This is a genomic window from Streptomyces sp. AV19, assembly GCF_015999245.1.
Lineage (GTDB): Bacteria > Actinomycetota > Actinomycetes > Streptomycetales > Streptomycetaceae > Streptomyces.
The window spans coordinates 525,521-546,366 of the sequence record NZ_JAEAMR010000010.1; the positions used below are offsets into that span (position 1 = coordinate 525,521).

Consider the following 20,846-nt stretch of genomic DNA (forward strand, 5'->3'; position numbering starts at 1 on the left):
ATGGACCGCCGCATTTTCGGGCTGGAGAACGAGTACGGCGTCACGTGCACCTTCAGGGGACAGCGCCGGCTGTCCCCTGACGAAGTGGCGCGGTACCTCTTCCGTCGTGTCGTTTCCTGGGGCCGCAGCAGCAATGTCTTCCTGCGCAACGGCGCCCGTCTCTACCTCGATGTGGGATCGCACCCGGAATACGCAACTCCGGAGTGCGACAACGTGACCGAGCTGGTCACCCACGACAAGGCGGGCGAGCGCATTCTCGAGGGCCTGCTCGTCGATGCCGAACGCCGCCTGCACGAGGAGGGAATCGCGGGCGACGTCTACCTCTTCAAGAACAACACCGATTCGGCGGGGAACTCCTACGGCTGCCACGAGAACTATCTCGTGGCCAGACACGGGGAGTTCTCCCGTCTCGCGGACATCCTCATCCCCTTCCTGGTCACCCGGCAGTTGATCTGTGGTGCCGGCAAGGTCCTCCAGACTCCGCGCGGCGCCGTCTACTGCGTCAGCCAGCGCGCCGAGCACATCTGGGAGGGCGTCAGTTCCGCCACCACCCGCTCGCGTCCGATCATCAACACCCGGGACGAGCCGCACGCCGACGCCGAGCGCTACCGCCGCCTGCACGTGATCGTCGGCGACTCCAACATGTCGGAGACCACGATGCTGCTCAAGGTCGGGGCCACCGACCTCGTGCTGCGCATGATCGAGGCCGGCACCGTGATGCGCGACCTGACCCTGGAGAACCCCATCCGGGCCATCCGCGAGGTCAGTCACGACACCACCGGCCGGCGCAAGGTGCGCCTCGCCAGCGGCCGCGAGGCCTCGGCCCTGGAGGTGCAGCAGGAGTACTACGAGAAGGCCGTGGACTTCTGCGAGCGCCGCGGCATCCGCACCGGCACCGTCGAGCGCGTCCTGGAGCTGTGGGGCCGCGCCCTGGAGGCGATCCGCGACGAGGACCTGGACCGGATCTCCACCGAGATCGACTGGGTGATGAAGTACCGGCTGATCGAGGGCTACCGGGCCAAGAACAACATCACCATGTCCCACCCGAGGGTGGCCCAGATAGACCTGGCGTACCACGACATCCACCGCCGCCGGGGGCTGTACTACCTGCTGGAGCGGCGCGGCCAGGCCGCACGGGTGTGCAACGACCTGAAGATCTTCGAGGGCAAGTCCGTTCCCCCGCAGACCACCAGGGCCAGGCTGCGCGGCGATTTCATCCGGCGCGCACAGGAACAGCGCCGGGACTTCACCGTTGACTGGGTGCATCTCAAGCTCAATGACCAGGCACAGCGCACGGTGTTGTGCAAGGACCCGTTCCGGTCGGTCGACGACCGGGTGGAAAAGCTGATCGCCGGAATGTAGCGGAGCCATCGGTGCGCCGGGCCTTCACGCCCGGCGCACCGTCATGTGCGGAGGGAGTTGATCGGGCCGGTATTGGCCGTAGAGTGGCGGGCACTGTTCAGCCACCCCCTAGCCCGAGTTGGACCGATGCTGCGATTCACCGCGGGACGAATCCCGCACTCCCGTACCCGTTCGAGGAGCACGCACCGGGCGTCGCGCCGTCTGGCGACCGCGCTGGCCGTGCCCGTCCTGCTGCTGACCGCCGCCGCGTGCGGGTCCGACGACGGTGGCGGCGGTTCCGGTTCCGGGATCTCGGTGGAGGGGGCCTTCGGGGAGACGCCGAAGATCTCGGTCTCGAAGGACGCCGAGGTGCCGTCCGAGATGAAGGTCAGCACGCTGACCGAGGGCAAGGGCGCGACGGTGGCCAAGGGCGAGTTCGTCCGCTTCGACTACGCGGTGCAGGCCGCCAAGGAGGGCATGACGGCCCAGGGGTCGTGGGCCCCGACCCCTGGTGCCCCCGCCAAGGGGCCGCGCCGCTCGATGGTGCAGCAGGTGGGCGGCTCCGGTTCGGTGCCTCCCACGGTGTTCAACTCGCTGGCGGGCCGCAAGGTCGGCAGCCGGGTATGGGTCGAGGGCACGGTCAAGTCGCTGTACGGCGACCAGCTTCCGCAGGGGCTCAACCCCGACGACGGCCTGGTCTGGGTCCTCGACGTGGTGAACGCGGCGAAGATCGACCCGAAGGGCGAGGCCAAGGGCGAGCAGGCCAAGCCCGAGGCGGGCATGCCGGAGGTCAAGGTGGAGCCGGGGAAGGCCGCCGAGATCACGATCCCCAAGGGGGAGAAGCCGCCCAAGGAGCTCAAGGAGCAGGTGCTGATCAAGGGCGACGGCCCGGAGCTCAAGGCGGGCGACGGCCTGGTCGGCCAGTACACGGGCGTGTTCTGGGACGGCGGCAAGAAGTTCGACTCCTCCTGGGACCACAAGCCCGCGCCCGGCGCCACGGGCTTCCAGATCGGCACCTCCTCGGTGATCGCGGGCTGGGACAAGGGCCTGGTGGGCAAGCACGTCGGGGACCGCGTCCTGATGGTCATCCCGCCGGACCTGGCGTACGGCGACACCCCGCCGCCCGGCAGCAACATCCCCAAGGGGGCCACGCTGGTCTTCGTCGTGGACATCGTGGGCAAGGTCTGATCGCCGATCTGCGAAACTTGCACGGTTGTCCGCAGAATCCGTTCGTAGGAGCACTTACGTGAACATCGACAAGCCCGAGATCGACTTCCCCGAGGGGCCGGCCCCGTCCGACCTGGAGATCGTCGACCTCTGGGAGGGCGACGGCGCGGTGGCCAAGGCCGGCGACTTCGTCAAGGTCCACTACGTGGGCGTCGCCTACTCCACCGGTGAGGAGTTCGACGCGAGCTGGAACCGGGGCAACCCGCTGGAGTTCCAGCTGGGCGCCGGCCAGGTCATCGTGGGCTGGGACAAGGGCATCCAGGGCATGAAGGTCGGCGGCCGCCGCCGGCTGACCATCCCCGCCCACCTCGCGTACGGCGACCGCGGCGCCGGCGGCGGCCGCATCGCCCCGGGCGAGACGCTGATCTTCGTCTGCGACCTGATCGCCGTCTGAGTCCCGGCAGCACCTCCCCGAGGGCCCGCGCTTCGTGCGCGGGCCCTCGGCTTTTGCCGTGCGACGCCCGAGCGGTACGGTCATCGGTTGAAAGAACATGAGAAGAGGGCGAGAGGGCGTCGATGGCGATTGCCAAGGCCGAGCGGCTGATGAACCTGGCGCTGTGCCTGCTGGGGACGCGTCGTCCGCTCAGCAAGCGGGAGTTGCGGGCGTCCATCGAGGCTTATATCGAGGCCTTCGGGGTTGACGTTCACGACGCGGTGGCGCCCGGCGGCAGTGACGACGCCTTCAACCGCATGTTCGAGCGCGACAAGGAAGACCTCCGCGAGCTCGGCCTGATCATCGAGACCGTCGAGGGCGTGGACGGCGAGACCGGCTACGTGGCCCGCCGCGACAGCAACCGGCTCCCCCCGATCACCCTCGACGCCGAGGAGGCCGCGGCCCTGGGCCTGGCGGCCAAGGTCTGGCAGCAGGCCCGGCTCGCGGCCGCCGCCAGCGGCGCCCTGCAGAAGCTGCGCGCGGCCGGCATGCCCGAGGCCGAGGACGCGTACGAGGGCCACGGCGCGCTGGAGCCGCGCATCCCCGTCCACGAGGCCGCTTTCGAGCCGCTGATGCTCGCGGCCCGCGACCGGCGCCCCGTCGTCTTCGACTACCGCAAGGCCAACGCCGCCGAGCCCGAGCAGCGGCACGTCGAGCCGTGGACGCTGGAGTGCTGGCGCGGCCACTGGTACCTCGCGGGCTGGGACCGCGACCGCGGCGCCGAGCGCGTCTTCAGGCTCTCCCGGATCACCGGCCGCGTCCGCTCCCGCGCCCTGCCCTTCACCGCGCCCGTCCCCGACCACGTCACCGTCCGCGAGACCGTCGAGACCTGGGCGGGCGAGACGGCCACCGGGACCGCGCGGATCAAGGTCCGGGCCGGGCACGGCTATCCGCTGCGCGCCCGCGCCACCGCGCTGCACGACCTCGGCGGCGGCTGGGACGAGCTGGAGATCCCGTACGGGCACGGGCTGGACGCCTGGCTCGTCGAGTTCGGCCCGGACGTCGTCGTCCTGGAACCCGCCGAGCTGCGGGACGGCGTACTCGACCGGCTGCGTGCCGTGGCCAAGGGCTGAAGGGATCGGGAGCGACTTCTCATGGCAGGAAACGCCATCGACCAGACCCGGCGCATGCTGTCGCTGGTCACCTATCTGCGCGAGCGCCCCGGCGCCCGCGTCGCCGACGTGGCGCGCGCCTTCGGCATCACCGAGGACGAGCTGATCGGCGACCTCGACGTGCTGCCGATGTGCGGCACCAGCTTCCGCGGCGGTGACCTGCTGGACATCGACACCGACGGCGACCGCATCTGGTGGCACAACCCGGACGCGTCCGGCACCAGCACCGGCGAGCCGCTGCGGCTGGCCGCCGACGAGGCCACCGCGCTGCTGGTGGCCGCGCGGGCCGTGGCCACGCTGCCGGGCCTGCGCGAGGGCGACCGGAACGCGCTGGTCCGCGCCACGGCCAAGATCGAGGCCGCCGCCGGGGAGACGGCGGGCGCCAGCTCCCGGCTCTCGGTGACCTTCGAGTCCGAGGGCGGGGTCTTCGCCGACGTCGACCGGGCCATCGCCGAGCGCCGCCGGCTCTGGGTGCGCTACTACTCGCCCGCCCGCGACGAGCTCACCGAGCGCGAGGTCGACCCCGTCCGGCTGTTCGCCGTCGGCCACACCTACATGGAGGCGTGGTGCCGGCTCTCGGAGGCCCGGCGCACCTTCCGCCTCGACCGGGTGGCCGAGATCCGGCTGCTCGACGAGCCCGCCGACCCGCCGCCGGTCGAGCCGCGCGACCTGTCCGCGGGGCTGGTGCAGCCGGCCGCCGAGGACCCGGAGGTCGTCGTCGAGGTGGGACCGGGCGGCCGCTGGGTCGCCGAGTACTACCCGCACGACAGCGCCGAGGAACTGCCCGGCGGCGGCCTGCGGATCACGCTGCGCACCCCCGACCCGGCCTCGCTGCGCCGGCTGGCGCTGCGGCTCGGCCGGGACGGCCGGATCGTCTCCCCGCCGGAGCTGGCCGCGAGCGCCCGGGAGGCGGCGCGCGAGGCCCTCGCGGCGTACGGCGAGTGAGGAGGGCGAGGGGGCGCGTGACGGACGCCATGTCCAATGCCATGGACAACGCCATGGACGCGGCGGTCTTCAAGGCCGCCTGCCCCGACTGCCGGGGCTGCTTCGAGCTGACGGCGGGGGCGCTGCGGCTGGCGATCGGCGCGAGCCGGCGCACCACGTTCTACTCGTTCACCTGCCCGGCCTGCGGCGCGGCCGTCCGCAAACCGGCGGGGGAGCGGATCGTCGAGCTGCTCACCGGCGGCGGGGTGCGCACCCTGCGGCTGTACTCGACCGCCTGACGTGCCGCTCCGTCCGCCCCGGTAGGTTGGCCCCCATGCTCTACCCCATGCTCGCCGTCGCCCTCGCCTTCTGCGGCATCGCCGTCCTCGGCGTCCTGTCCGCCCGCGTCCTGGCGGAAGTGCGGCGGCTGGCGCGGCAGGTCGAGGAGAGTTCGCACAGGATCACCCGGGCGAGCGAGGACCTCGAACGGGCCGCGGTGCCGCTCGCGGCCGAGGCGGCACGGGTCGCGCAGGGCGTCCGGGGGGAGTGACGGGCGGGCCGGGAGCGGCCGGCGCCCGTCTCCTGCGCCGGGAATCCGGGCGGTACGCTGGTGCGGGTGACCCTGCCGACGAAGCGGAGGGTCGCAAGCGGGAACGCGGGAAGGACGCGCGGGGATTGCCGGGCGTTCACCCCTGCGCGTTACGATCGCTGCCGTGCGACTGATGGACATGTGTCCGTACTGCGGCAGTCCCACACAGCCCATACCGCTTCGGTGAGAAGGTAGAAATCATGTTCGGACGGATCGGGGCTCCCGAGATCATCCTCATTCTCGTCGTGGTCGTTCTGCTGTTCGGTGCCAAGAAGCTTCCCGACATGGCGCGTTCCCTCGGCAAGTCGGCGCGCATCCTCAAGAGCGAGGCCAAGGCGATGAAGTCCGAGGGCCAGGACAACGCCGCGGCGCCCGCCGACCCGCCGGCCGAAGCGCCGCGTACGATCAAGGCCGCACCCGGTGACGTGACCTCCCGGCCGGTCCAGGAGACCGCCGACCGCACGACGCAGCGCTGATACACCGAACGAGTCGCGGTTAGCCGCACCGCACGAGATAGGGACGTGGGTTGCCCAAGTCTGCCCGCAAGAAGGTGAAGGACCCCGAGGGGCGGATGCCGCTCGCGGAGCATCTCCGCGAGCTGCGCAACCGGCTGGCGAAGTCGGTCATCGCGATCGTGATCATCTCGGTCGCCTCGGCCGTCTACTACCGCGAGATCATCGAGATCTTCCAGCGCCCGATCCAGGACGCCGTCGGCTGCGACTTCTCCCTCTCGGAGCTCCTCAGGAAGAAGTCCGACACCACGGTCCCGTGCGCCACCCTCACCATGTCGGGGCTCACCGGGCCCTTCGCCCTGGTGATGAAGGTCTCGCTGGTCTCCGGCCTGGTGCTGTCCTGCCCGGTCTGGCTGTACCAGCTGTGGGCCTTCCTCGCGCCCGGCCTGCACCGGAACGAGAAGAAGTACGCGCTGGGCTTCGTCGCGGCCGGTGTCCCGCTCTTCCTGGCCGGCGGCTGGTTCGCCTACACGGTCCTTCCCGCGGCCGCCAAGGCCCTGATCGGTTTCACACCGTCGGGCGTCAACAACCTTCTGCCGCTGGACGACCTGCTCGACCTGATCATGCGGCTGGTCATCGTCTTCGGCCTCTCCTTCGAGCTGCCCCTGCTGCTCATGCTGCTCAACTTCGGCGGCATTCTCACCGGCCGCCGGATGCTGGGCTGGTGGCGCGGCATGATCATGGGCGTCACGGTCTTCGCGGCGGTGGCGACGCCGACGGTCGACCCGTTCTCGATGTTCATGCTCGCCGGCCCGATCGTCGCTCTGTACTTCATCGCCGTCGGCGTCGCGCTGCTCAACGACAAGCGCCGGGCTAGGGCCAACCCCGACCGTCTGCTCGACGACGACGAGGCCGCACCGCTGGACCTCACCCCGGAAGCGGTCGGCGACGTGGAGCCGCTGCCCGCCCTGGACAAGCCCGCCGACGGACAGCCCGTCCGCCGCTCCGGCTACGACGACATCACCTGAACCGGACCCGGTAGGGTCCGCGCGTGACCAGCGACATCACGCTCTTCGTCAATCCCACGGCCGGCCGTGGGCGGGGTGCCCGGGCCGTCGGGCCCGCGGCGCGGGTGCTGCGCGGCGCCGGGTACTCCGTCCGTACCGTCCTGGGCACGGACGCCGCCGACGCCCTGCGCCGGGCCCGCGCGGCGGTGGCCGGCGGGACCGGGGCGCTGGTCGCGGTCGGCGGGGACGGGCTCGTCTCGCTGGCGCTGCAGGCGGTCGCGGGGACGGACGTGCCGCTCGGCGTCGTGGCCGTCGGCACCGGCAACGACTACGCCCGCGCCAACGGCCTCCCCGTCCGCGACCCCGAGGCCGCCGGGCGGCTCGTCGCCCGCGCCCTCAAGGAGGACGGCGGGCGGCCCCGCGACCTCGGCCGCGTGGCCGGCCGGTACTTCGGCACCGTCCTCGCCTCCGGGCTCGACTCCCGCATCAACGACCGCGCCAACCGGATGCGCTTCCCCACCGGGCGGCTGCGCTACGACCTCGCCCTGCTCGCCGAACTGGCCGCCCTGCGGCCCGTCCCCTACCGCCTGCGGCTGGACGACGGGCCGGTGCGGGAGGTCGAGGCCACGCTGGTCGCGGTCGGCAACACCGACTCGTACGGCGGCGGGATGCGCATGTGCGCCGGGGCGCGGGCGGACGACGGGCTCTTCGGCGTCACCGTCGTCGGCCCGTGCAGCCGGACGACCCTGCTGAGGGTCTTCCCCCGGGTCCACCGCGGGACGCACCTCACCCACCCCGCCGTCACCGTCCTCAGCGCGGCGCGTGTGACGCTGGAGGCGTCCGGGGTGACCGGCTACGCGGACGGCGAGCCGCTCGGGCCGCTGCCGCTGACCGCCGAGACCGTGCCGGAGGCCGTGCGGCTGCTGGGGGCTCGTTAAAGATCAGGTGCCTGTCAGAGCTCACCGGTAGGCTCGTAGACAAGATGACCGAGGACATGTCCCCTGCTGAGCGCTACGCCCTGGCGAAGCGGCGCGCCGCGGAGCAGGCCACCGCGCTGGCCCCCTTCCGCGAGATGTACGACTTCGAGCTGGATCCCTTCCAGATCGACGCCTGCAAGGCCCTGGAAGCCGGAAAGGGCGTGCTGGTAGCGGCGCCTACCGGTTCGGGCAAGACCATCGTCGGCGAGTTCGCCGTCCACCTGGCCCTCACCCAGGGCCGCAAGTGCTTCTACACCACCCCGATCAAGGCGCTGTCGAACCAGAAGTTCAACGACCTCGTCAAACGCTACGGCGAGGGCAAGGTCGGCCTGCTGACCGGCGACAACAGCATCAACGCCGACGCCCCGGTGCTCGTGATGACCACCGAGGTGCTGCGCAACATGCTCTACGCGGGCTCGCAGGCCCTCAACGGCCTGGGCCACGTGGTCATGGACGAGGTGCACTACCTCTCCGACCGCTTCCGCGGCGCCGTCTGGGAAGAGGTGATCATCCACCTCCCGGACTCCGTCACCCTGGTCTCGCTGTCGGCCACCGTCTCCAACGCCGAGGAGTTCGGCGACTGGCTGGACACCGTCCGCGGCGACACCGAGGTGATCGTCTCCGAGCACCGGCCCGTCCCGCTGTGGCAGCACGTGCTGGCCGGGCGCCGGATGTACGACCTCTTCGAGGAGAAGACCGGCCCCGACGGCACCCCGGTCACCGGCCGCCGCGAGGTCAACCCCGACCTCGTCCGCCTGGCCCGGATGGAGAACAGCCGCCCGCTGGGCCGCGACCGCCGCCGCGGCAAGATGCTGCGCGAGGCCGACCGCGAGCGCGAGCGCCGCCAGCGCAGCCGTATCTGGACCCCCAGCCGGGTCGAGGTGATCGAACGGCTCGACGCCGAGGGCCTGTTGCCCGCCATCACCTTCATCTTCAGCCGGGCCGGCTGCGAATCCGCCGTCCAGCAGTGCCTGTACTCCGGGCTGCGGCTCAACGACGACGACGCCCGCCGCCGGGTCCGCGAGATCGTCGAGGAGCGCACCGCCGCCATCCCCGACGAGGACCTGCACGTCCTGGGCTACTTCGAGTGGCTGGAGGGGCTGGAGCGGGGCATTGCCGCGCACCACGCGGGCATGCTGCCGACCTTCAAGGAGGTCGTCGAGGAGCTCTTCGTCAAGGGCCTGGTCAAGGCGGTGTTCGCCACCGAGACCCTGGCCCTGGGCATCAACATGCCCGCCCGCTCGGTGGTGTTGGAGAAGCTCGTCAAGTGGAACGGCGAGCAGCACGCCGACATCACCCCCGGCGAGTACACCCAGCTCACCGGCCGGGCCGGGCGCCGCGGCATCGACGTCGAGGGGCACGCGGTCGTCCTGTGGCAGCGCGCCATGGACCCGGGCGCCCTCGCCGGCCTGGCCGGCACCCGGACGTACCCGCTGAGATCGAGCTTCAAGCCGTCCTACAACATGGCGGTCAACCTCGTCTCGCAGTTCGGCCGGCACCGCTCGCGGGAACTGCTGGAGACCTCGTTCGCCCAGTTCCAGGCGGACCGCTCGGTCGTCGGCATCTCGCGCCAGGTGCAGCGCAACGAGGAGGGCCTGGCCGGCTACCGCGAGGCGATCACCTGCCACCTCGGCGACTTCGAGGAGTACGCGGCGCTGCGCCGCGAGCTCAAGGAGCGCGAGAACGACCTGGCCAAGCAGGGCGCCGCCCAGCGCCGGGCGGCCGCCGCGGTGGCCCTGGAGAAGCTCAAGCCGGGCGACGTCATCCACGTGCCCGCCGGCAAGTTCGCCGGCCTCGCGCTGGTGCTGGACCCGGGGCTGCCCGGGCGCGGCGACCGGCACCGCGGCTACGACCCGTACGACGGGCCGCGCCCGCTGGTGCTCACCGCGGAGCGGCAGGTCAAGCGGCTGGCGGCGATCGACTTCCCGGTGCCGGTGGAGCCGCTGGAGCGGATGCGCATCCCGCGCACGTTCAACCCGCGCAGCCCGCAGTCCCGCCGCGACCTGGCCTCCGCGCTGCGCACCAAGGCCGGGCACATCGTGCCCGACCGGCACCGCAAGGCGCGTTCGGCGGCCGCGGACGACACCGAGATCTCCCGGCTGCGCTCGGCGATCCGGGCCCACCCCTGCCACGGCTGCGACGAGCGCGAGGACCACGCCCGCTGGTCCGAGCGCTACCACCGGCTGCAGCGGGACACCCGCCAGCTGGAGCGGCGCATCGAGGGCCGGACGAACACCATCGCCCGCACCTTCGACCGCATCTGCGCGCTGCTGACCGACCTCGACTACCTGCGGAACGAAGAGGTGACCGAGCACGGTAAGCGGCTGGCCCGGCTCTACGGCGAGCTGGACCTGCTGGCCTCGGAGTGCCTGCGCGAGGGCGTCTGGGACGGGCTGGGCCCGGCCGATCTGGCGGCCTGTGCGTCGGCCCTGGTCTACGAGGCCAGGGCGGCCGACGAGGCGGTGGCGCCCAAGCTGCCGTCCGGGGAGGCGAAGGCGGCGCTGGGCGAGATGGTCCGCATCTGGGGCCGGCTGGACGCCCTGGAGGAGCAGCACCGGATCAACCAAGCGGAGGGCGTGGGCCAGCGCGAGCCGGATCTCGGCTTCGCGTGGGCGGCCTACCGCTGGGCGTCCGGGCACGGCCTGGACGAGGTGCTGCGGGAGATCGAGATGCCGGCCGGCGACTTCGTCCGCTGGTGCAAGCAGCTCATCGACGTCCTCGGCCAGATCGCCGCGGCCGCGCCGCACGGCAGCCCGGTGGCGCGCAACGCGCGCAAGGCGGTGGAGGGGCTGTTGCGGGGGGTTGTGGCGTACTCGTCGGTGGGGTGAGGCGGGTCGCCGTTTCGGCGTGAAGGTGCCCCCGCCCCGCCCTTTCACCGTTTCTCGCGCGCTGCGCGCGGGGGCAACGCGGCTGCGCCGCGTTCGTCCTCAAACGCCGGACAGGCTGAATTTCGCGCCCGGGCACGAAGTCAGCCCGTCCGGCATTTCCGGCTCACCAGGACTCCGGCTCCCGCTTGCGCCTCCGGACCACCAGGAAGTACGTCACCGACGCTGCCACCAGGGCCGCCGCCGACGAGATCCCGACCACCGCTCCGGTGCCGAATCCGTTGTCGCCGGAGTCCTCGTCCTCGTCGGGGGCCGTCTCGCTCGTCCGGTCGACGATTTCCTTGTACGCGCGGGGGCCCGCGCAGAAGTCGCGGTTGGCCGGGTCCATCGCGGCGGGCACGGTCAGTTTCGCCGAGGTGAGCGGGGAGTCCGCGTCCTCCCCGGTGAGGTCCACGGCGTAGGTGCCCGGCTGGATGTCGCAGCGCACCATTCCCGCGAGCTCCGTCCAATAGCCGTTCCCCTTGCCCTCCTTGAAGCGGCTCGCGTCCCGCTTGACCGGCTTGACGAAGGCGGGGGAGCGCAGGGTGAGCGCGTCGTGCTCGTCGAGGAGGGCCCGGCCCGTGGTGATGGTGAAGACGGCCTCGTCGCCGCGCTGGGGTTCGCGGCCGGAGTTCAGCGACAGTTCGGGTCCGTCGGAGGCGTCGGCGGGAGCGCCGTGGCCGCAGGCGGCGCTGCCGGCCGACGTCACGGTCAGCTTCGTGGACGCGGCCGGCTTCTTCGCGCCGTCGAGCCGGACGGTCACCGGGTACGTCCCGGGCCGGACCTCGCAGCCCACGCGGCCCTCGGCGTGGATCACCGCCTCGTCCGCCTTGTTGTGGCCGAAGTTCCGCTTCGCGACCTCGATCTTCTTGGCGAGGGCGGGCGATTCGACGGCCATGCGGCCGATGCCGTCCGCGACCTCGTCCCGGATCGAGACCGTGAGGTCGACGGTGCCGCCCTGGCGGGCGGTCAGCGGTCCGTTGATGACGGTGTCTTCGAAGTCGGCCGCCGCCGGTGTGGGGGCGGCGAGCAGCAGCCCGGCCGCGGCCAGACCCGCGAGCGCTATTCGGACAGGACGTACAGAAGAGGACATGCGCCGACGATACGTCAGCCCGCCTGGGGCGTGGCCCCCTCCTGCTCGACCTCGATCCGCTGGTTCCACGCCCGCTTGGACGCCTGCCAGCCGTCCTCGTCGTGCCCCCGGCGCCAGTAGCCGGAGATCGACAGCCGCTCGCGCGGGATCTCCCGCTCCATGCGCAGGTGACGGCGGAGCTCCTTGACGAAGCCGGCCTCGCCGTGGACGAAGGCGTGTACGTCGTCGGAAGGGAAGCCGAGCGCGCGCACGGCCGCCACCAGCTTCTCGCCCACCGGCGCCGTCCCGCGGTGCAGCCAGACGATCTCGATGCCGGGCGCGAGGTCCAGCTTCTGCTCCTCGCCCGGGTCGGCGATCTCGACGAAGGCGACGACCGTCGCCCCGGGGACCTCGGCGGTGAGCCGCTCCAGAGCGGCGGCGATCGCGGGCAGCGCGCTCTCGTCGCCCGCCAGCAGGTGCCAGTCCGCGGCCGGGTCGGGCGCGTAGGCGCCGCCGGGGCCCTGGAAGAGCAGCTCGTCGCCCGGCTCGGCGCCGGCGGCCCACGGCCCGGCCAGACCCTCGTCGCCGTGCACGACGAAGTCGATCGCCAGCTCGCGGGCCGTGCGGTCGAAGGATCGCACGGTGTAGGTGCGCGTCCGGGGCCACTGGTCGCGCGGGTACTCCGCGCGCACGGTGTCGATGTCGAACGGCTCGGGGTAGGCGACGCCTTCCAGCGGGAAGAGCAGCTTGACGTAGTGGTCCGTGAAATCGCCGGCGGCGAACGCGTCCAGTCCCTCGCCGCCCAGGACGACCCGCACCATGTGTGGGGTCAGCCACTCCGTACGCACCACGTGCGCCCGGTGCAGCGGACGCTTCTTCGGGACCGGACGGTCTGCCATTGGAGGTCTCCCCTGAGGGCCGAGGGCCCACTGAGCTCGAAAAAGTTAGGACTGCCTAACCTAACATCTAGCCCGGCAGGGCGGTCAGCAGCCGCTGCAAAGATCCACCCAACCCCCATCGCTCCGCGAGCACCTCCAGCGCCCGCGCGTCGCGCGGCCCGGCCGGCAGCGCCGCGCCGAACGGCGGCAGCGGCACGTCGGCGGCCACCCGGACCACCTTCGGCGCCACCGCCAGATACGGCCGGGCCTCGTCCAGCCGCCGGCGCTGCGCCGGGGTCAGCTTCGCCGCCGGGTCGTCGACGGCGGCCATGATCCCCGCCAGGTCGCCGAAGGAGGCCAGCAGCTTCGCCGCCGTCTTCTCGCCGATGCCGGGCACGCCCGGCAGGCCGTCGCTGGGGTCGCCGCGCAGCAGTGCCAGGTCGGCGTAGCCGGGCCCGTCCACGCCGTACTTCTCGCGCAGCACCGCGCCGTCCACGAGCTGGAGCGTGCCGACGCCCTTGACCGGGTAGAGCACCCGCACCCCGCGGGCGTCGTCCACCAGCTGGTAGAGGTCGCGGTCGCCCGTGACGATGTCCACCGGGCCGGGCGCCCGGGCGGCGAGGGTGCCGATCACGTCGTCCGCCTCGTACCCCGCGGCGCCCACCCGGGCGATGCCGACCGCGTCCAGCACCTGCTCGATCACCGGGACCTGTGGCGAGAGCGTGTCGGGCACCTCCTCCTCGTCCGTCCCCTCCGGGACCTCCTCGGCGACCCGGTGCGCCTTGTAGGAGGGGATCAGGTCCACCCGCCACTGGGGGCGCCAGTCGGCGTCCATGCAGGCCACCAGCTCGTCCGGGCGGTGGTCCTGGACCAGGCGGGCGATGAAGTCGAGCAGGCCGCGCACCGCGTTCACGGGTGTGCCGTCGGGGGCCCGGACGGACTCGGGCACGCCGAAGTAGGCGCGGAAGTACAGGGAGGCGGTGTCGAGGAGCATCAGGCGTCGCGTCACGGCACCGATCATGCCGCACGCCACCGACATGTCCCCGCCGGAGTGTGAAGTGGGCCACTGTTCCGTTTGCCCCGAATGAACCAGGGCAGGCGCGGTCCCGGAGCGAACCCGCCCGTGATGTGCACGGTGCCCGGGGGACGCGGGCCGGATGCCCGTACCGCTCCACGGCCGCCCGCCGGGGGGAGGCGGGCGTCACCAGGTTCGACCCGTGAGGTGTATGTGTCCAGGCTGAAGGCCGAGCATCTGTACAAGGTGTTCGGCAGACGACCCGAAGCCGCCGTCAAGCGGCTCGAAGGCGGCGCGAGCCGCGACGAGCTGCGCGCGGACGGCACCACGGCCGCCGTCATCGATGCCTCGTTCGAGGTGGAGGCGGGCGAGATCTTCGTGGTGATGGGTCTCTCCGGCTCCGGCAAGTCCACGTTGCTGCGGATGCTCAACGGGCTGCTCGACCCGACCTCGGGCACCGTGTCCTACGACGGCCGCGACCTGACCGCGCTCACCCCCCGTGAGCTGCGCGACGTACGCTCCCGGAACATCAGCATGGTCTTCCAGCACTTCGCGCTCTTCCCCCACCGCAGCGTGCTGGAGAACGCCGGCTACGGCCTGGAGGTGCGCGGGGTGCCGCGCGCCGAGCGCGAGCGGCGCGCGGCCGAGGCCCTGGAGCTGGCCGGCCTGGGCGGCTGGGAGCGCTCCTGGCCCGACGAGCTGTCCGGCGGCATGCAGCAGCGCGTGGGCCTCGCCCGGGCGCTGGCCACCGACGCCGACCTGCTGCTGATGGACGAGTCCTTCAGCGCCCTCGACCCGCTGATCCGCCGCGACATGCAGGACCAGCTGCTGGACCTGCAGAAGCGCCTGAAGAAGACCATCGTGTTCATCACCCACGACCTCAACGAGGCCATGCGCCTGGGCGACCGGATCGCCGTCATGCGCGACGGCCGCATCGTCCAGAACGGCACCGCCGAGGACATCCTCGTCCGGCCCGCCAACGACTACGTCGCCTCCTTCATCCAGGACGTGGACCGCTCGCGGGTGCTCACCGCCGGTTCGGTCATGGACAAGGGCGGGATCACGGACGAGATCGCCGCCACGGTGAGCGCCGACACGCCCCTGGCGGAGCTGTTCGCCCCGCTGGCGCTCGGCACCGCCTCCGTCGCCGTCACCGGCGAGGACGGATCCGTCGCGGGGGTGGTCACCCGGGAACGGCTGCTGGCCGCGCTCGGCGAGCAGCCGGCGGGGGTGACCGCCGGTGCCTAGGATCAACCTCGGCTCGTGGGCCCGGAACGCCGTGGACTGGCTGCAGTCCCACCTCTCCTGGCTCTTCGACGCCGTCAGCACCGTCCTCACCGGGATGTACGACGGTGTCCACGCCGTCCTGTCCGCCCCGGACGCCCTCCTCATGGCGGGCATCCTCGCCGTCGTCGCGTGGTGGCTGCGCGGTCTGCTCGCCGCGGTCCTCGCCTTCGCCGGCCTCGCCCTGATCGACTCGTTCCGGCTGTGGGACCAGGCGACCTCGACGCTCTCCCTGATCCTCGTCGCCAGCGTGATCACGCTGGTCCTGGCGGTGCCGCTGGGCATCTGGGCCGCCCGCGACCAGAAGGTCAGCAAGGCGCTGCGCCCGGTGCTGGACGTCATGCAGACGATGCCCGCCTTCGTCTATCTGATCCCGGGCGTCATGTTCTTCTCGATCGGTCCCATGCCGGGTCTGATCGCCACCATCGTCTTCTCGATGCCGCCGGGCGTGCGGATGACCGAGCTGGGCATCCGGCAGGTGGACGGCGAACTGGTCGAGGCCGCGCGGGCGTTCGGCACCACCCCGCGCGACACCCTGCTGCGCGTCCAGCTGCCGCTGGCGCTGCCCACCATCATGGCGGGCGTCAACCAGGTGATCATGCTCGCGCTCTCGATGGTCGTCATCGCGGGCATGGCCGGCGCGGGCGGCCTGGGCGAGGCCGTGTACTCGGCCGTCACCCAGGTCGACATCGGCGCCGGCGTGGAGAGCGGCCTCGCCGTGGTCGTCCTCGCCATGTACCTGGACCGGATGACCGGCGCGCTGGGCACCCGGGTCTCCCCGCTCGGCCGCCGCGGCGCGGCCAAGGCGGCGTCCCCGGCCCGCTCCGCGGCCTTCCTGCGCTACCGGCCCGGCACCGCCGTGGCCACCGTGGGCGTCGTCGTCCTCGCGCTCGTCGCCGGCGGCATGCACCTGGTGCGGGGCGGCGACCGGGAGAGCGTGGCGGCCGGCAAGGACGTCGGGCAGGGCAAGGCCGTCAAGATCGGCTACTTCCCGTGGGACGAGGCCGTCGCCTCCACCTACCTGTGGCAGAACGTCCTGGAGGCCCGCGGCTACCGGCCCGAGGTCAAGCAGCTCGACCCCGGTCCGCTGTACACCGCGCTGGCCCAGGGCCAGATGGACGTCCAGTTCGACTCCTGGCTGCCCACGACCCACAAGCAGTACTGGGACCGCTACGGCGGCAAGCTGAGCGACCTCGGCTCCTGGTACGGCCCCACCTCGCTGGAGCTGACCGTCCCCTCGTACATGAAGGACGTCAACTCGCTGGAGGACCTCAAGGGCAAGTCCGGTGAGTTCGGCGGCAAGATCGTCGGCATCGAGGCCAGCGCCGGCATGATGGGCAAGCTCAACGGCAACGTGCTCAAGGACTACGGGCTCGACGGCGAGTACAAGGTCGTCTCGTCCTCCACGTCCACGATGCTCGCCGAGCTGGACCGGGCGATGAAGAAGAAGGAGCCCATCGTCACGACCCTGTGGTCGCCGCACTGGGCCTACGGCACCTACGACCTCAAGAAGCTCAAGGACCCCAAGGGCGCCTGGGGCAAGGGCGAGGAGCTGCACGCCATCGGCAAGAAGGACTTCGCCAAGGACTTCCCGCGGATCGCGGAGTGGGTGAAGGGCTTCAAGATGTCCGAGAAGGACCTCGCCTCGCTGGAGGCCGAGATCCAGAAGGGCGGCAAGGGGCACGAGAAGGACTCCGCGCGTCGCTGGCTGGACGCGCGTCCGGGGCTGCTGGACAAGCTGGCACCGGTCACGTCCTGACCGGGTTCCGGTACGCATGACGCGGCGTACGGTGGGGCGGTGACCAGCCGTCGTACCGTACGCCGCGTCGTCTCCCTCGTCCCCTCGCTGACCGAGGCGGTGGCCGCCACCGCGCCGGAGCTGCTGGTGGGGGCCACGAACTGGTGCGAGCACCCGCCCGGTCTGGACGTCGTCCGGATCGGGGGCACCAAGAACCCCGACGTCCGGCGGATCGCCGCCCTCGCCCCCGACCTCGTGCTCGCCAACGAGGAGGAGAACCGCGCCCCGGACCTGACCGCCCTGCGCGCGGCGGGACTTGAGGTCCTGGTGACCGAAGTCCGCACCCTGGAACAGGGATTCGCCGAGCTGGAGCGGACGCTCGTGGCCGGGTGCGGGCTGGCCTCGCCCGGCTGGCTGGCCGACGCGCGGGACGCGTGGGCCGACGTGGACGTCCTGAGGCCGGAGGTACGGGCCGTGGTGCCGGTGTGGCGCAGGCCCTGGATGGTGCTCGGCCGCGACACCTTCGCGGGGGACGTCCTGGCCCGGCTCGGGGTCTCGCACGCGTACGAGGGGCACGCGGAGCGCTATCCCCGCGTGCCCCTCGGCGAGTTGACCGCCTGCGGCGCCGACCTGGTCGTCCTGCCCGACGAGCCGTACCGCTTCACCCGCGACGACGGGCCCGAGGCGTTTCCGTCCCTGCCCGCCGCGCTGGTCAGCGGGCGTCATCTGACGTGGTACGGGCCGTCGTTGGCGGAGGCGCCGGGGGCGCTGGGCGAGGCGTTGCGGGCGGCGCTTCGCTGACCGGGCCGGGCCCGGCCGGGGGCCGTTCCCCGGGGGAACGCGGTACGGGCCGTCGTCGGCGCGGTCGCGGGCGCCGGGCGGGGTGCCGCGAGCAGTTGTCCGCCGACCAGGCCGGCCAGGGTGCGGGCCCCCGCGACGGCCCAGGCGGCGACCAGCAGCGCGTACAGCGCCACCGCGAGCCAGGTGAAGGCGTGCAGGTGGGTGTGGCGGGCGAGCGCGGCGGTGCCGGTCACGCAGGTGCCTATCGGGAAGGTGAACGCCCACCAGGTCATCGCGAAGCCCATCCCGCCGCGCGCGGCGCGCACCACCAGCGCGGTGGCGAAGGCCAGCCACAGCAGGGCGAATCCGATGACCGGCACGCCGTAGAGGACGGCGAACGCGGCCATCCCCGCCGGGTACGGGGCCGGGAGCGCGCCCCGGACCGCGTCGGCCAGGTTGTTGACGGCCGTCGTCGACTGGCCCAGGGGGCCGAGGACGAGGAACAGGGTCGGGGTCAGGGCGAGCGGCAGCGGGCCGTGGTGGATCAGCCGCGAGAACACCAGCGGCAGCAGCGTCATCGTCATCAGCAGGCTCAGCCCGAACATCGCGTAACAGCCCAGGAGCATGGCCTCCCGGCCCTGCCCGGCGGGCAGGTGCCCGGCGAGCGCCGGGCCCAGCGCGGCCGACACCATCGGGGCGACGATCGGCAGCAGCCACACCGGGGAGGCGGTGCCGGGGGTGACATGGTGCCGGGTCACCATCAGGTACGGGATGCCGGCCGCGGCGACCAGGCCGGTGATCGTGCCCGCCGTCCACAGCACGGCGTCCACGGCGACGGCCGGGCCCTCGCCGATCACGCCCGCCCCGACCGAGAGCGTCGCGCCGCCGACCGCCAGCAGGGCCATCGCCAGGCAGCCGTAGAACGGCGCGACGGCGGGGTCGGCGAGGTGGCGGCGCGCCTGGTCGCGGTGGCGGGCCCAGTGCGCGGCGCGGGCGGCGAGGAGGACGGCCAGGGCCGCCGTGGCGAGCGCCCACACCGCTTGGAGAGCCACGGCGGGCGGCGGCGACGGCAGCGCGGCGCCCGCGCTCGCGACGATCGCGGTGCCCATGACGGTGGCGTACCAGTTGGGTCCGAGGTGGCGCACGCCGGTGCGAGGGGGGCTCGTCGTCGCGTGCGCGCGGGGCGGGGTGATGGTGCTCATGTGTTCACCTTCGCCCCTCGGGACGTCCCTCACCAGGGACGATATGGCTATGAGGGCATAAGCTGGACTGATGAGCACGCCGAGCACGTCGAGCAGGCCCATAGCGGAGCGGGTGCCGGACCTGGGGTCGCTGGAGCTGCTGCTGGCGGTGGCCCGGCTCGGCAGCCTGGGCCGCGCGGCCCGCGAACTGGGCATCACCCAGCCCGCCGCGAGCGGCCGCCTGCGCGGAATGGAGCGGATGCTCGGCGTCGCCCTCGTCGAGCGCTCCCCGCGCGGCTCCCGGCTGACGCCCGCCGGGGCCCTCGTCACGGACTGGGCTCGGCGGATCGTGGAGGCGGCGGAGGCGTTCGACGCGGGCGCGCGGGCGTTGCGCGGGCGCCGCGACTCCCGGCTGCGGGTGGCCGCGAGCATGACCATCGCGGAGTACCTGCTGCCCGGCTGGCTGATCGCCCTGCGGAGCGGGCGTCCGGACACGGCCGTCTCGTTGTTCGCGGGCAACTCGGCGGCGGTCGCGGAGCGGGTGCTCGTGGGGGAGGCGGACCTGGGGTTCGTGGAGGGGCTGGAGGTGCCGGCCGGGCTCGACGGGGCCGTCATCGGACACGACCGGCTGGTGCTGGTCACCGCGCCGTCCCATCCGTGGGCCCGGCGGCGGTCCCCCGTCGGGCGGGACGAACTGGCGGCGACGCCGCTGGTGCTGCGCGAACGGGGCTCGGGCACGCGCCAGGTCCTGGACGCGGCACTGTCCACCCCGGCCCGCCCCCTGCTGGAACTGGCCTCCACGACGGCCGTGAAGGCGGCGGTGGTGAGCGGGGCGGGGCCGGCGGTGCTGAGCGAGCTGGCGGTGGGGGAGGAGCTGGCGGGGCGGCGGTTGGTGGAGATTCCGGTGGAGGGTGTGGAGGGGGCTGTGGGGGGCGAGGGGGCGACGGGGGCCTCGGTGGACGGCTCCGGGGGTGCCTCCGGGGGAGTGCCGGGTGCCCCGGGGGCCGTCTCGTTGCGGCGGGATCTGCGGGCGGTGTGGCCGCGTGGGCAGCGGCCGGTGGGGCCGGCGTGGGAGTTGCTGGGGCTGACGCGGGTGGGGGTGTCTGTGGGGTGAGTTTGCCCCTGGCCCGCCCTTTCACCGTTTCTTCCGGGGCTGCGCCCCGGGGCCCGGCACCGCGCTTCGCGCGGGGTGGGCGAGGGCTCCGCCCCCTGCACCCCCACCGGGGCTCCCGCCCCGGACCCCGCAACCGCGCTTCGCGCGGTTGTCCTCAAACGCCGGACAGGCTGAGTTCGCGGCTCCGCCGCTCGTCCTCAAACGCCGGACGGGCTGAATGCCACGCCCGGGCTGGATATCCGGTGCGGGCGACACCCGGTGCCGACGGTATCCGGTGCGGGCGCGAAATCCAGCCCGTCTGGGGGTTGCCCCCTCCGGGGAGCTTGAGGACAGCGCCCGAATTGCCCCCTCCGGGGAGCTTGAGGACAGCGCCCGAAGGGCGCTTCGGGGGCGCAGCCCCCGCCCACCGTGCGAAGCGCGGTTCCAGGGGGCCAGTAGGCAAAGCCCCGGAAGGGATCCAGGAGGCAAAGCCCCAAAAGGGGTCCGGGGGGCGCAGCCCCCGGTGGGGTGCAGGGGCGAAGCCCCGCCCGGGGTGCAGAGGCGGAGCCCCCGCTCACCGTGCGAAGCGCGGAGCCGGGGTCCAGGGGGCGGAGCCCCCGGTCAACGCGGCGAAGCCGCGTTCCGGGCCCGGGGCGCAGCCCCGGAAGAAACGGTGAAAGGGCGGGCCAGGGGCAAGGTCACCCCGCCGTCCGCCACGCCCAACTGCCGCCGTCGTAATCCCCGTTCCAACGAATCGCGCCACGCGATTCTCATCGGTAACAGGCCGAGGGGACCCGCGATCCCCGCCCCACCCATGGCCGGAAGCGCCCGCGTCCTGAATGCGGATACGGACATGGCACGTTCCGCACCCCCGCCGCC

Annotated in this window: 19 protein-coding genes; 15 read left to right on the plus strand and 4 right to left on the minus strand. The window is 72.6% G+C overall.

The features are described 5' to 3' along the window. The 11 genes from pafA (at position 1) to I5Q34_RS20860 (ending at position 10,890) form a co-directional block, all read left to right on the plus strand. Positions 1–1,362, plus strand: a complete 1,362-nt coding sequence (pafA, locus tag I5Q34_RS20810) for a Pup--protein ligase (protein ID WP_199893826.1) — start codon at positions 1–3, stop codon at positions 1,360–1,362. A gap of 126 nt (positions 1,363–1,488) precedes the next feature. After that, a complete protein-coding gene (locus I5Q34_RS20815; RefSeq protein WP_199893827.1) occupies positions 1,489–2,529 on the plus strand; it encodes an FKBP-type peptidyl-prolyl cis-trans isomerase in 1,041 nt (346 codons plus the stop codon). A gap of 58 nt (positions 2,530–2,587) precedes the next feature. Beyond that, positions 2,588–2,962 carry an FKBP-type peptidyl-prolyl cis-trans isomerase gene (locus I5Q34_RS20820; RefSeq protein ID WP_199893828.1) on the plus strand — a complete coding sequence of 125 codons (375 nt, stop codon included), beginning with the start codon at positions 2,588–2,590 and terminating at the stop codon, positions 2,960–2,962. Between the two features lie 122 nt (positions 2,963–3,084). Continuing rightward, entirely contained in the window at positions 3,085–4,074 is a 990-nt protein-coding gene (locus I5Q34_RS20825) for a YafY family protein (RefSeq protein WP_199893829.1), read from the plus strand. A gap of 21 nt (positions 4,075–4,095) precedes the next feature. Beyond that, positions 4,096–5,058 carry a YafY family protein gene (locus tag I5Q34_RS20830; protein WP_199893830.1) on the plus strand — a complete coding sequence of 321 codons (963 nt, stop codon included), beginning with the start codon at positions 4,096–4,098 and terminating at the stop codon, positions 5,056–5,058. 29 nt (positions 5,059–5,087) lie between these two features. Continuing rightward, entirely contained in the window at positions 5,088–5,336 is a 249-nt protein-coding gene (locus I5Q34_RS20835) for a hypothetical protein (RefSeq protein WP_234429312.1), read from the plus strand. A gap of 35 nt (positions 5,337–5,371) precedes the next feature. After that, positions 5,372–5,587 (plus strand): hypothetical protein, encoded by a 216-nt coding sequence (locus I5Q34_RS20840; RefSeq protein WP_199893831.1) that lies wholly within the window; start codon positions 5,372–5,374, stop codon positions 5,585–5,587. 239 nt (positions 5,588–5,826) lie between these two features. After that, complete coding sequence (gene tatA / locus I5Q34_RS20845; RefSeq protein ID WP_199893832.1) at positions 5,827–6,102, plus strand: Sec-independent protein translocase subunit TatA; 276 nt, start codon at positions 5,827–5,829, stop codon at positions 6,100–6,102. A gap of 50 nt (positions 6,103–6,152) precedes the next feature. Then, on the plus strand, positions 6,153–7,106 hold the full coding sequence (gene tatC, locus I5Q34_RS20850) for a twin-arginine translocase subunit TatC (RefSeq protein ID WP_199893833.1): 954 nt from the start codon (positions 6,153–6,155) through the stop codon (positions 7,104–7,106). Between the two features lie 23 nt (positions 7,107–7,129). Then, entirely contained in the window at positions 7,130–8,023 is an 894-nt protein-coding gene (locus I5Q34_RS20855) for a diacylglycerol kinase (RefSeq protein ID WP_199893834.1), read from the plus strand. Between the two features lie 44 nt (positions 8,024–8,067). Continuing rightward, positions 8,068–10,890, plus strand: coding sequence for an RNA helicase (locus I5Q34_RS20860; RefSeq protein ID WP_199893835.1), 2,823 nt, complete (start codon positions 8,068–8,070; stop codon positions 10,888–10,890). A 163-nt stretch (positions 10,891–11,053) separates the two neighbouring features. On the opposite strand, the gene I5Q34_RS20865 is transcribed toward I5Q34_RS20860, so the two are convergent. From I5Q34_RS20865 to I5Q34_RS20875, 3 genes are all read right to left on the minus strand, one after another. Continuing rightward, on the minus strand, positions 11,054–12,019 hold the full coding sequence (locus I5Q34_RS20865; RefSeq protein ID WP_199893836.1) for a hypothetical protein: 966 nt from the start codon (positions 12,017–12,019) through the stop codon (positions 11,054–11,056). A gap of 14 nt (positions 12,020–12,033) precedes the next feature. Beyond that, positions 12,034–12,897: a siderophore-interacting protein gene (locus tag I5Q34_RS20870; protein ID WP_199893837.1), complete on the minus strand. Its 864-nt coding sequence runs from the start codon at positions 12,895–12,897 to the stop codon at positions 12,034–12,036. A 67-nt stretch (positions 12,898–12,964) separates the two neighbouring features. Continuing rightward, on the minus strand, positions 12,965–13,870 hold the full coding sequence (locus I5Q34_RS20875) for a 5'-3' exonuclease (RefSeq protein WP_234429313.1): 906 nt from the start codon (positions 13,868–13,870) through the stop codon (positions 12,965–12,967). Between the two features lie 234 nt (positions 13,871–14,104). Here I5Q34_RS20875 and I5Q34_RS20880 point away from each other — a divergent pair, with 234 nt between their 5' ends. The 3 genes from I5Q34_RS20880 to I5Q34_RS20890 are packed head-to-tail and all read left to right on the plus strand — an operon-like array spanning position 14,105 to position 17,714. Next, positions 14,105–15,139: a glycine betaine/L-proline ABC transporter ATP-binding protein gene (locus tag I5Q34_RS20880; protein ID WP_199893839.1), complete on the plus strand. Its 1,035-nt coding sequence runs from the start codon at positions 14,105–14,107 to the stop codon at positions 15,137–15,139. Next, the gene (locus I5Q34_RS20885) at positions 15,132–16,934 is read left to right on the plus strand and encodes an ABC transporter permease/substrate binding protein (RefSeq protein ID WP_199893840.1); all 1,803 of its coding nucleotides are present in this window, start codon (positions 15,132–15,134) and stop codon (positions 16,932–16,934) included. The genes I5Q34_RS20880 and I5Q34_RS20885 overlap by 8 nt, the downstream gene beginning before the upstream one ends. Before the next feature lie 39 nt (positions 16,935–16,973). After that, complete coding sequence (locus tag I5Q34_RS20890; protein WP_199893841.1) at positions 16,974–17,714, plus strand: helical backbone metal receptor; 741 nt, start codon at positions 16,974–16,976, stop codon at positions 17,712–17,714. On the opposite strand, the gene I5Q34_RS20895 is transcribed toward I5Q34_RS20890, so the two are convergent. Further along, complete coding sequence (locus I5Q34_RS20895) at positions 17,636–18,895, minus strand: TDT family transporter (protein ID WP_199893842.1); 1,260 nt, start codon at positions 18,893–18,895, stop codon at positions 17,636–17,638. The genes I5Q34_RS20890 and I5Q34_RS20895 overlap by 79 nt on opposite strands. 70 nt (positions 18,896–18,965) lie before the next feature. Between I5Q34_RS20895 and I5Q34_RS20900 the strand changes: the two genes are divergently transcribed. After that, the gene (locus tag I5Q34_RS20900) at positions 18,966–19,988 is read left to right on the plus strand and encodes a LysR family transcriptional regulator (RefSeq protein ID WP_234429177.1); all 1,023 of its coding nucleotides are present in this window, start codon (positions 18,966–18,968) and stop codon (positions 19,986–19,988) included. Positions 19,989–20,846 lie beyond the last annotated feature (858 nt).

Coding starts and splice junctions, on each gene's coding strand:
- pafA (WP_199893826.1), top strand. CDS start 1: ATGGACCGCCGCATTTTCGGGCTGGAGAACGAGTACGGCGTCACGTGC.
- I5Q34_RS20815 (WP_199893827.1), top strand. CDS start 1,489: ATGCTGCGATTCACCGCGGGACGAATCCCGCACTCCCGTACCCGTTCG.
- I5Q34_RS20825 (WP_199893829.1), top strand. CDS start 3,085: ATGGCGATTGCCAAGGCCGAGCGGCTGATGAACCTGGCGCTGTGCCTG.
- I5Q34_RS20830 (WP_199893830.1), top strand. CDS start 4,096: ATGGCAGGAAACGCCATCGACCAGACCCGGCGCATGCTGTCGCTGGTC.
- I5Q34_RS20835 (WP_234429312.1), top strand. CDS start 5,088: ATGTCCAATGCCATGGACAACGCCATGGACGCGGCGGTCTTCAAGGCC.
- I5Q34_RS20840 (WP_199893831.1), top strand. CDS start 5,372: ATGCTCTACCCCATGCTCGCCGTCGCCCTCGCCTTCTGCGGCATCGCC.
- tatA (WP_199893832.1), top strand. CDS start 5,827: ATGTTCGGACGGATCGGGGCTCCCGAGATCATCCTCATTCTCGTCGTG.
- I5Q34_RS20860 (WP_199893835.1), top strand. CDS start 8,068: ATGACCGAGGACATGTCCCCTGCTGAGCGCTACGCCCTGGCGAAGCGG.
- I5Q34_RS20865 (WP_199893836.1), bottom strand. CDS start 12,019: ATGTCCTCTTCTGTACGTCCTGTCCGAATAGCGCTCGCGGGTCTGGCC.
- I5Q34_RS20870 (WP_199893837.1), bottom strand. CDS start 12,897: ATGGCAGACCGTCCGGTCCCGAAGAAGCGTCCGCTGCACCGGGCGCAC.
- I5Q34_RS20875 (WP_234429313.1), bottom strand. CDS start 13,870: ATGCTCCTCGACACCGCCTCCCTGTACTTCCGCGCCTACTTCGGCGTG.
- I5Q34_RS20895 (WP_199893842.1), bottom strand. CDS start 18,895: ATGAGCACCATCACCCCGCCCCGCGCGCACGCGACGACGAGCCCCCCT.
- I5Q34_RS20900 (WP_234429177.1), top strand. CDS start 18,966: ATGAGCACGCCGAGCACGTCGAGCAGGCCCATAGCGGAGCGGGTGCCG.